The sequence below is a fragment of the Methanoculleus sp. UBA430 genome (assembly GCF_002506585.1).
Taxonomy (GTDB): Archaea; Halobacteriota; Methanomicrobia; order Methanomicrobiales; family Methanoculleaceae; genus Methanoculleus.
Genome location: NZ_DAXW01000007.1, coordinates 66,461 through 75,544 on the forward strand (window position 1 = coordinate 66,461; position 9,084 = coordinate 75,544).

The window sequence follows — 9,084 nt, forward strand, 5'->3', positions numbered from 1 at the left end:
TGCAAATACATGGCAGAAGTCAAAAAATACGAAGAGCCAAGAATTGGCGTTTTTGTGTGCCACTGTGGTACCAATATTGCGGGCTCCATCGACGTTAAGGCAGTAATGGAGTACGCCAGGACGCTCCCGAACGTCATCGTCGCCGATGACTACCAGTACATGTGCTCGACCCCCGGCCAGAACAAGATTGCAGAGGCCATCAACGAGCAGAAACTGACAGGAGTCGTCGTGGCGGCCTGTTCTCCGCGTCTGCACGAGCCCACGTTCCGTAATGCGACCAAGGCAGGTGGCTTAAACCCCTTCCGGTTCGAGATGGCAAACATCCGCGAGCAGAACTCGTGGGTGCACATGCACCAGCCCGAAGAGGCCACCTCCAAGGCAAAGGACGCAGTCAGGATCGCCGTAGCAAAGGCATCCCTGCTTGAGGACCTCGTCCCGAAGAGCGTCCCCGTAGAGAAGGCGGCAATGGTCGTCGGCGGCGGTGTCGGCGGCATGCAGGCAGCACTCGACCTTGCGAATGCAGGCATCAAGACCTACCTCGTGGAGAAGAGCCCCACCATCGGCGGCAGGATGTCCCAGCTCGACAAGACCTTCCCGACACTGGACTGCTCGCAGTGCATCCTTACCCCGAAGATGGTGGATGTCTACCGGAACGAGGGGATCGAACTCCTCACCTATACCGAGGTCGAGGCTGTTGAGGGATACATCGGCAACTTCGACGTGACCCTCCGAAAGAAGGCACGCGGGGTCATCACCCCGGCAGAGGCGGAAGTCCGCGGCATCGTCGGCGGCGGCTGCACCGGCTGCGGCGACTGTTCGGAAGTCTGCCCGGTCATCAAGCCGAACCCGTTCGAACTCGGCATGGCGCCGAGAAAGGCAATCTACATCTACCACCCGCAGGTCTCCCCGTTGATCTACACCGTCGACTTCGACGCCTGTGTCAAGTGCGGCCTCTGCGTCGAGGCATGCGGCGATAAGAAGGCAGTCGACCTCGAGGCAAAGGACGAGTTCATGACCGTCAAGGTCGGTACCGTCGTCCTCGCGCTGGGATACGACATATTCCCCATCGAGAAGAAGTTCGAGTGGGGCTACAAGAACTACGACAACGTCATCACGAGTCTTGAGTTCGAGCGTCTGATCTGTGCGTCCGGCCCGACCGGCGGCCACCTCGTCCGCCCGAGCGACGGCGAGACTCCGAAGCGGATCGCGTTCGTTCTCTGTGCAGGCTCCCGTGACTCGACCGGCGTCGGCAAGCCGTACTGTTCGCGGTTCTGCTGCATGTATTCGCTCAAGCACGCCCACCAGATCATCGAGAAGATCCCCGGCGCAATACCCTACATCTTCTACATGGACATCCGGTCCTTCGGCAAGATGTACGAGGAGTTCTACTACCGCATCCAGAACGAGGGTGCGAAGTTCATCCGCGGCCGCGTGGCAAACATCCTCGAAGACCCGGTGACCAAGAACCTTCACGTCAACGCAGAGGACACGCTCCTCGGCCGGCCAATCGATATGGAAGTCGATCTGGTCGTGCTCGCGGCAGCTATCCAGCCCAGCGCCGAGACCGAGAAGACCCGGAGGCTCTTCGGTGTCTCCTGCTCGCAGGACGGCTGGCTCCTTGAGGCCCACCCGAAGCTGAACCCGTGCGGCACCACCACTGCCGGTGTCTACCTCGCCGGCGTCTGCCAGGGACCTAAAGACATTCCCGATACGGTCGCGCAGGCAGAGGGTGCGGCATCCGCGGCATCCATTCCGATCCACAGGGGAGAAGTGGAGCTCGAGCCCTACTTCGCCCAGTGCATGGAGGATAAGTGTGCCGGATGCGGAATGTGCATCAACCAGTGCCCCTACAGCGCCCTCTCGCTCGTCGAGAAGGACGGCCGCACGGTCATGCAGGTCACTGAAGCCAAGTGTAAGGGTTGCGGCACCTGCGGCGGATTCTGCCCCGGCGGTGCAATCTGGATGCAGCACTTTGCAACCCCACAGATCATCGCACAGATCGATGCATTCCTCCTCGGGGGTGAACAGTAAATGGCAGACGAGAACTGGAATCCCAAGATCATCGCCATCATCTGCAACTGGTGCTCGTACGCAGGCGCAGACCTCGCTGGCGGCGCCCGTATTCAATACCCGCCGGACATCCGTGCCATCCGCGTGATGTGCACGGGCCGGATCGATCCCCTCTTCATCCTGAAGGCATTCCAGGACGGGGCGGACGGCGTGCTGGTCTCCGGCTGTCACTTCGGCGACTGCCACTACCTTGAGGGCAACTTTAAGGCAGCCAAGAGGATGTTCCTCTTGAAGAGTGTCCTCAAGAACATCGGTCTTGACGACAAGCGTCTCAGGATGACCTTTGTCTCCGCATCCGAGGGTGCAAAATGGGGGACGGTCATGACGGACGTCGTCAAGACCATCAACGAGCTCGGCCCAAGCCCGCTCAAAGAGTTTGCCAGGTAATATCAAATATCAATAGACAGGGGATACAAACAATGGCAATCAGTGTGAATTTGATCACGGGTCGCACCATCCAGCAGGGGGTGTCCATGGAGGCGGGGAAAGAAAAACCCGCCTACACCACCGCCTGCGGGATCATCGAGCTGGACCCGGTGGACTTCAAAAGGCTGGGAGCTTACCGCAACACGCACGTACGTGTCACCAGCGACTACGGCAGTGTCGTCGTCAAGGCGGTCGAGGCAACCCAGGGTCCCCATCCCGGCGTGGCATATATACCGATGGGGCCATGGGCAAACATGGTGGTCAATCCGAACACCTACTCTACCGGCATGCCAACGTTTAAGGGTACACCTGTTCAGGTGGAGGTCGCCAAAAACGAACCCGTACTCGGCTCACTGGAACTGGTGCGCAAGGGGTGCAGGGGTGAACTAGCATGACGAAGACTGTAACCGACGTTATCTGCCCGTTCTGCGGAACGCTCTGCGACGACCTTGAGGTCGTTGTCAGCGATGACAACAAGCAGCTCCTCGAAGTCTACAACGCGTGCGCCATCGGCGCCGAGAAGTTCCTCCACTCCCAGGCAAAGGACCGTATTACCCGACCCCGCATGCGGCAGGAAGACGGCTCCTGGAAGGAGATCTCCTACGACGAAGCAATCGAGTACACGGCAAAGATGCTTGCCGACGCAAAGAAACCCCTGATGTATGGCTGGAGTTCCACAAACTGTGAGGCCCAGTCCGTCGGGTCCGAGATTGGTGAAGCTGTCGGAGCGGTCATGGACAACACGGCTACCGTCTGCCACGGCACCTCCCTCATCGCGGTTCAGGATATCGGTATCCCAAGCTGCACGCTCGGGGAGGTCAAGAACCGTGCCGACCGGATCCTCTTCTGGGGTTGCAACCCGGCACATGCCCACCCAAGGCACATGTCCCGCTACTCGATCTTCCCCCGTGGATTCTTCACCGGCAAGGGTCATGCGAGCCGAAAGGTGATCGTCGTCGACCCGCGCCCCACCGACACCGCGAGCATCGCGGATGTCCACCTCCAGATCGAGCAGGGACGCGACTACGAGCTCCTCGATGCTCTCCGCGTGGCGTTCAAAGGTGAGAAACTCCCCGACGTCGTCGCCGGGATTCCGAAAGCAAAGATCTACGAGGTTGCCGAGACGCTCAAGAGCGGCAGGTTCGCGATCATCTTCTTCGGTATGGGTGTGACCCAGTCGATCGGGAAGAACCACAACATCGACGCGGCCATCGCTGTCACCCGTGACTTGAACGAGTACACGAAAGCCGCCATCATGCCGATGCGCGGGCACTACAACGTTACCGGCTCCGGTCAGGTCTGGGGCTGGCTCTTCGGGTTCCCCTACGCGGTGGACCTCTCCCGCGGCTTCGCCCGCTACAACCCCGGGGAGACGACCTCGAACGACCTGCTCCGCAGGGACGAGGTGGACGCGGTCTTCGTTCTCGGCAGCGACCCCGGCGCGCACTTCCCGTTCAGTTCGGTCAAGAAGATCTATGACCTCCCGTCAGTCGCTATCGATCCCCATGAGACCCCGACCACCGAGGTCTGCAAGGTCCATGTCCCGGTCGCCTTCGTGGGCGTCGAGATAGGTGGGTGCGCATACCGTATGGATAACGTACCGATTGAGACCAGAAAGGTCGTTGATGCCCCCGAAGGCATGATGACCGACGAAGAGTTCCTCACACACGTCCTCGCACGCGTCAAGGAACTCAAGGGGGTATAAGCGATGGCAGAGTTTCTCATTAAGAACGGTTTCGTCTTCGACCCGGTTCTCGGGATCAAGGGAGATAAGGCCGATATCGCCATCAAGGACGGCAAGATCGTCGAGACAACGGCTCTCAGCAGCCCAAAGATCATCGATGCCAGCGGTAAGACCGTCATGGCGGGCGGTGTCGACGTCCACGCTCATGTTGCCGGCCCGAAGGTAAACATCGGTCGTAACTTCCGCCCCGAAGACAAACTCTTCACCTACAAGCCCGGACACGGCATCGAACGAATGCAGGGTGGGTTTTCGGTCCCGACAACGCTCCGGACCGGCTACAACTACGCCCGCATGGGCTACACCACCGTGATGGAAGCGGCCATGCCGCCGCTCTACGCCCGGCACACCCACGAGGAGATGCGGGACACACCGATCCTCGACCAGGGCGCTTACCCGGTCTTCGGGAACAACTGGTTCGTGCTCGAGTATCTCAAGAACCACGAGATCGAGAACACCGCCGCCTACATCGCCTGGCTCCTGCGAGCCACGAAGGGCTACGCGGTCAAGGTCGTCAACCCCGGCGGCACCGAAGCCTGGGGATGGGGCCTGAACTGCGATAACGTTCACGACCCGGTCCCCTACTTCGACATCACGCCGGCCCAGATCGTGAAGGGCCTCATCGAAGCGAACGAGTATCTCGGTCTCCCGCACTCGATGCACGTTCACGCGAACAACCTCGGGAACCCCGGCAACTACACGACGACGCTCGACACGTTCAAGCTCTCGGAGGGTATCAAGCCGAACAGCAAGTTCGGCCGCGATCAGGTGATGCACCATACCCACGTCCAGTTCCACTCCTACGGTGGAGACTCCTGGGCGAACGTGGAGTCCAGGGCAAAGGACATCATGGCCTACGTGAACTCGCACGACAACCTCACCATCGACATGGGTCAGGTGACGCTCGACGAGACCACGACGATGACCGCCGACGGACCGTTCGAGCACCACCTCACGGAATTGAACCACCTGAAGTGGGCGAACGCCGATGTCGAACTCGAGACCGGGTCCGGTGTCGTGCCCTACGTCTACAGCCCGAACATCAAGGTCTGCGCCATCCAGTGGTGCATCGGTCTTGAACTCGCTCTGCTCGCAAAAGACCCGATGCGTGTCTTCATGACCACCGACCACCCGAACGCCGGACCGTTCATCCGCTACCCGCGGATCATGAAGTGGCTCATGAGCGAGGAGGCCAGGAAGCAGCAGTTCGACGCCTTCAAGCACAAGGACAAGGTCATCGAAGCGACCAACCTCGCCGGCATCGACCGCGAACTCGACCTCTACGAGATCGCGCAGATGACCCGCGCAGGACCGGCAAAGTCGCTCGGTCTTTCGCACATGTACGGCGGACTTGCGCCCGGCCTCGAAGGAGATGTTGCAGTCTTCGACTTCAACCCGAACGAGCCTTACGCGCCCGACGCTATCGAGACGGCGTTCTCGAACGCAGAATGCCTCTTCAAGGCGGGGGTCCAGGTCATCGACGACCACGAGATCGTCTCGAACGGCAACAAGCGGACGCTCTGGGTGAACACTAAAGTCAACGAGAACCCGCAGGTGATGCGTGACGTCAAGGAGAAGTTCCTCCGCTACTACACCGTCACCTTAAACAACTACGAGGTTAGCGGCCACTATCTTCCGAACCCGTACGTGATTGAGGTTGATGCTACACAGTGAGGGGAGAGAAGGATGGAAACCGTTACACTCACCATAAAGAACCAGCCCGGGCTGTACCTCGAGGCTGACACCATCACTCCCGATGCGTTCGCCGGGAAGAAGGCGGAAGAGATCGTCGACCTCCCTGTTTACGTAGGGCGAGAGCAGCACCGGCTCGGAGACTTCTTCGACGTCTCCGGCAAAGCCGGAGCGACCCCGGCCGAGACGAAGATCGTCGTCGGCGGCGACCTCTCCCGGGTTAAAAGGATCGGCCAGCAGATGACCGGCGGCGAGATCGTCGTCAACAGCAACACCGACATGTACGTCGGCGCCTGGATGCAGGGCGGCAAGATCACCGTGAACGGGAACGTTGACGCCTTTGCCGGCACCGGGATGAAAGGCGGTGAGATCACCGTCACCGGCAATGCCGGGAATTATCTCGGCGCCGCATACCGTGGCGACTGGCGTGGGATGGCCGGCGGGAAGATCTCTGTCGCAGGCAATGCCGGAAGCGATCTCGGCACCTTCATGAACGGCGGCGAGATCGTCGTCGGCGGCGATGTCGACGTTCACGTCGCCACCCATGCCGAAGGTGGGAAGATCGTCATCAAGGGCAATGCGAAGAGCCGTCTTGGAGGCCAGATGGTGGAGGGCGAGATCTACGTCTTTGGAAACATCGACGTTATGATGCCCGGATTTGCATACCGTGAGGATGTCGATATTGAGGTGAACGGCACCAAAGGTCGGTTTGCTCTCTATGAGGGTGACCTTGGTGAACGCCACCGAAAGAGGAAAGGCCAGAAGATCTACGGCAAATTGTACCAGTTGGTCAAGGCCTGAACCCCCTATTTTTCTACCGCGCATACGAAGGGATGTAAATCTATAGAGATAGCGCACGCCGGGCGCTAAAAAAGTAGCACAAAGTCTTACACTTTTAAGTGATCCATACCACCTCCTGAGGGGGTATAATAAATTCACTATCCCGTGCAATCGACCTTTATCTAGCAGATATCTGGTATTGCACTCCGGATATATATCTGATCGTAGACATAAATAGCAATGCTTATATCATCAGAGAAGGTTACTATCTCTTGTCCCACGAGGACGTGCAGTAGTTACCATCAGATACAACCAGCGATACTTTTAGTGTTCACTTCACAGTTACGGACTGTATGCACATAAAGAGGGTAATGGAGAAAGATTATGGCGAAATACAAGGAAACTATTGACCTGTATGATGATGCAGGCAAGCAGTTGAAGAGTGGTGTGCCGCTTGAGAAGATCAGCCCGCTGGTCAACCCGGCGACCAGGAAACTCATCGACCTGACCAAGAGGACGGTCGCAGTCAACCTGGGCGGCATCCAGGAATCCCTGAAGACCGGAAAGGTCGCAAAGGGGAACGTCATGGGCCGCGAGATGAATCTCGACATCGTCGGCAACAAGGATGCCGTCATCGCCAAGATCAAGGAGATGGTCCAGGTCGAGGAGGGTGACAACACCAACATCCGCGAGTTCGGCGGCGGTAAACTCATCCTCGTCGAGGTGCCCAGCGTCCGCCTGGAGGCCGCATCCACCTACGATGCCGCGATCACCTCGGTCGCAGCCGCAACCACCTACTCGCTCGTCGAGCAGTTCAACATCGGAGCGTTCGACGCAGCGATGGTCAAGACGGCAGTCTGGGGTTCTTACCCGCACACGATGGATCTTTCCGGCGCTAACGTCACGTCGATCCTGTCGATCCCCCAGAACAACGAAGGTCTCGGCTACGCGCTCCGGAACATCCCGGTCAACCACAGTGTCATGATGACCAACCGGAACGCTATGCAGGGCGCCGCACTCTCGTCCACCTTCGAGCAGGCAGGAATGTTTGAGATGGGTAACGCCATCGGACCGTTCGAGCGCGCCCAGCTGCTCGCGTACGCCTACCAGGGCCTGAACGCGAACAACATGGTCTACGACCTCGTCAAGGCGAACGGTGCGACCGGAACCATCGGCACGGTCGTCCAGAGCCTGGTCGAGCGCGCCATCGAGGACAAGGTCATCACCCCGGGCAAGAAGGGCGGGTACTTCCAGTTCTACGACACCAAGGACCCCATGCTCTGGAACGCCTACGCCTCTGCAGGAACCATGGCAGCCACCATGGTCAACTGCGGTGCCGGACGGTTCGCCCAGGCAGTCTCCTCGACGCTCCTGTACTTCAACGACCTGCTTGAGCACGAGACCGGCCTCCCCGGCTGCGACTACGGCCGTGTCATGGGTACTGCCGTCGGGTTCTCGTTCTTCAGCCACTCGATCTACGGCGGTGGCGGCCCCGGTATCTTCAACGGCAACCACGTCGTGACCAGGCACGCCGCAGGCGTGGCTATCCCGTGTGTGGTCGCTGCAGCGGCGCTCGACGCCGGAACCCAGATGTTCTCGCCCGAGAGCACCTCGAAGATCTATGCCGACACCTACGGCAAGGTCGACGTCTTCAACAAGCCGATCCAGCAGATCGCACAGGGTGTGTAAATAACATAAGGATGCTAATGACTGACGCCATATACCCTCAGGTTCGAATCGTTTCTGCGCGATTCCTCAGACCCGATACGGTAGAAGAACTCCTGAACAGACTTGTTCAGGTCGGCGGGATTCGCCGGATGTCCATCAATGGACCAAACCTCCCCGCCACCGTTCCGTACGGCCCGGCACGGGGGAAACCCAACCCCCATCCGGACCGTAAGGTTATCCGTGTCGGAGACCAGGACGTCCAGCTCCAGGTGCAGGTCGGAACAATCATCCTGGAACTCGAGGACGAGTCGTACATTCCGGTTATCGGGGAAGCAGTTGACGAAGTCTTTGCCGATAAGGACTTCTCCTGTATCGTCCAGAAGGGACGATACATGAAGACCCAGCCGACAACGTCCGACTACGCGAAGTACGGACCTGACGCCGACAGAGATATTCTCGGACTTGTCGATCCAAGAAAGAAAGACGGTCCCATTATCATTCAGGGAACCAAGTAAGATGCCTATCGGAAGAGTAACCCAGGTCGTCGACTGCCGCGAGAGCATGGGGATGGGAAAAGGAGGCGGTCTTGCCCAGCGCGGGACTATCTCTGAAGCCAGGTCCCCGGATGTGATCGTGATTGGAATGTCCCCCGGCCGCAGACACGTCACAAAACCGGTCTGCGACATCACCTCCGGCCTCCGGAGGGA

Annotated in this window: 8 protein-coding genes and 1 pseudogene; all 9 read left to right on the forward strand. The window is 59.1% G+C overall.

The genetic code is table 11. The features are described 5' to 3' along the window. The first annotated feature begins 9 nt into the window (after nucleotides 1–9). Entirely contained in the window at nucleotides 10–2,031 is a 2,022-nt protein-coding gene (locus BRA49_RS05910; RefSeq protein WP_292384345.1) for a CoB--CoM heterodisulfide reductase iron-sulfur subunit A family protein, read from the forward strand. Continuing rightward, the gene (locus BRA49_RS05915; protein WP_292384347.1) at nucleotides 2,032–2,457 is read left to right on the forward strand and encodes a hydrogenase iron-sulfur subunit; all 426 of its coding nucleotides are present in this window, start codon (nucleotides 2,032–2,034) and stop codon (nucleotides 2,455–2,457) included. Between the two features lie 32 nt (nucleotides 2,458–2,489). Then, a complete protein-coding gene (locus BRA49_RS05920) occupies nucleotides 2,490–2,891 on the forward strand; it encodes a molybdopterin dinucleotide binding domain-containing protein (RefSeq protein WP_292384349.1) in 402 nt (133 codons plus the stop codon). Further along, on the forward strand, nucleotides 2,888–4,201 hold the full coding sequence (locus BRA49_RS05925) for a formylmethanofuran dehydrogenase subunit B (protein ID WP_292384351.1): 1,314 nt from the start codon (nucleotides 2,888–2,890) through the stop codon (nucleotides 4,199–4,201). The genes BRA49_RS05920 and BRA49_RS05925 overlap by 4 nt, the downstream gene beginning before the upstream one ends. A gap of 3 nt (nucleotides 4,202–4,204) precedes the next feature. Further along, entirely contained in the window at nucleotides 4,205–5,911 is a 1,707-nt protein-coding gene (locus tag BRA49_RS05930) for a formylmethanofuran dehydrogenase subunit A (protein WP_292384353.1), read from the forward strand. A 12-nt stretch (nucleotides 5,912–5,923) separates the two neighbouring features. Further along, entirely contained in the window at nucleotides 5,924–6,730 is an 807-nt protein-coding gene (locus BRA49_RS05935; protein ID WP_292384355.1) for a formylmethanofuran dehydrogenase subunit C, read from the forward strand. Between the two features lie 363 nt (nucleotides 6,731–7,093). Beyond that, nucleotides 7,094–8,398, forward strand: coding sequence for a coenzyme-B sulfoethylthiotransferase subunit beta (mcrB, locus tag BRA49_RS05940; protein WP_292384356.1), 1,305 nt, complete (start codon nucleotides 7,094–7,096; stop codon nucleotides 8,396–8,398). Nucleotides 8,399–8,415: 17 nt separating this feature from the next. Further along, nucleotides 8,416–8,892 carry a methyl-coenzyme M reductase operon protein D gene (gene mcrD / locus BRA49_RS05945; RefSeq protein ID WP_292384358.1) on the forward strand — a complete coding sequence of 159 codons (477 nt, stop codon included), beginning with the start codon at nucleotides 8,416–8,418 and terminating at the stop codon, nucleotides 8,890–8,892. A gap of 1 nt (nucleotide 8,893) precedes the next feature. Next, nucleotides 8,894–9,084, forward strand: a pseudogene (locus BRA49_RS05950) (methyl-coenzyme M reductase I operon protein C); the annotation flags it as partial.

Coding starts and splice junctions, on each gene's coding strand:
- BRA49_RS05910 (WP_292384345.1), top strand. CDS start 10: ATGGCAGAAGTCAAAAAATACGAAGAGCCAAGAATTGGCGTTTTTGTG.
- BRA49_RS05915 (WP_292384347.1), top strand. CDS start 2,032: ATGGCAGACGAGAACTGGAATCCCAAGATCATCGCCATCATCTGCAAC.
- BRA49_RS05920 (WP_292384349.1), top strand. CDS start 2,490: ATGGCAATCAGTGTGAATTTGATCACGGGTCGCACCATCCAGCAGGGG.
- BRA49_RS05925 (WP_292384351.1), top strand. CDS start 2,888: ATGACGAAGACTGTAACCGACGTTATCTGCCCGTTCTGCGGAACGCTC.
- BRA49_RS05930 (WP_292384353.1), top strand. CDS start 4,205: ATGGCAGAGTTTCTCATTAAGAACGGTTTCGTCTTCGACCCGGTTCTC.
- BRA49_RS05935 (WP_292384355.1), top strand. CDS start 5,924: ATGGAAACCGTTACACTCACCATAAAGAACCAGCCCGGGCTGTACCTC.
- mcrB (WP_292384356.1), top strand. CDS start 7,094: ATGGCGAAATACAAGGAAACTATTGACCTGTATGATGATGCAGGCAAG.
- mcrD (WP_292384358.1), top strand. CDS start 8,416: ATGACTGACGCCATATACCCTCAGGTTCGAATCGTTTCTGCGCGATTC.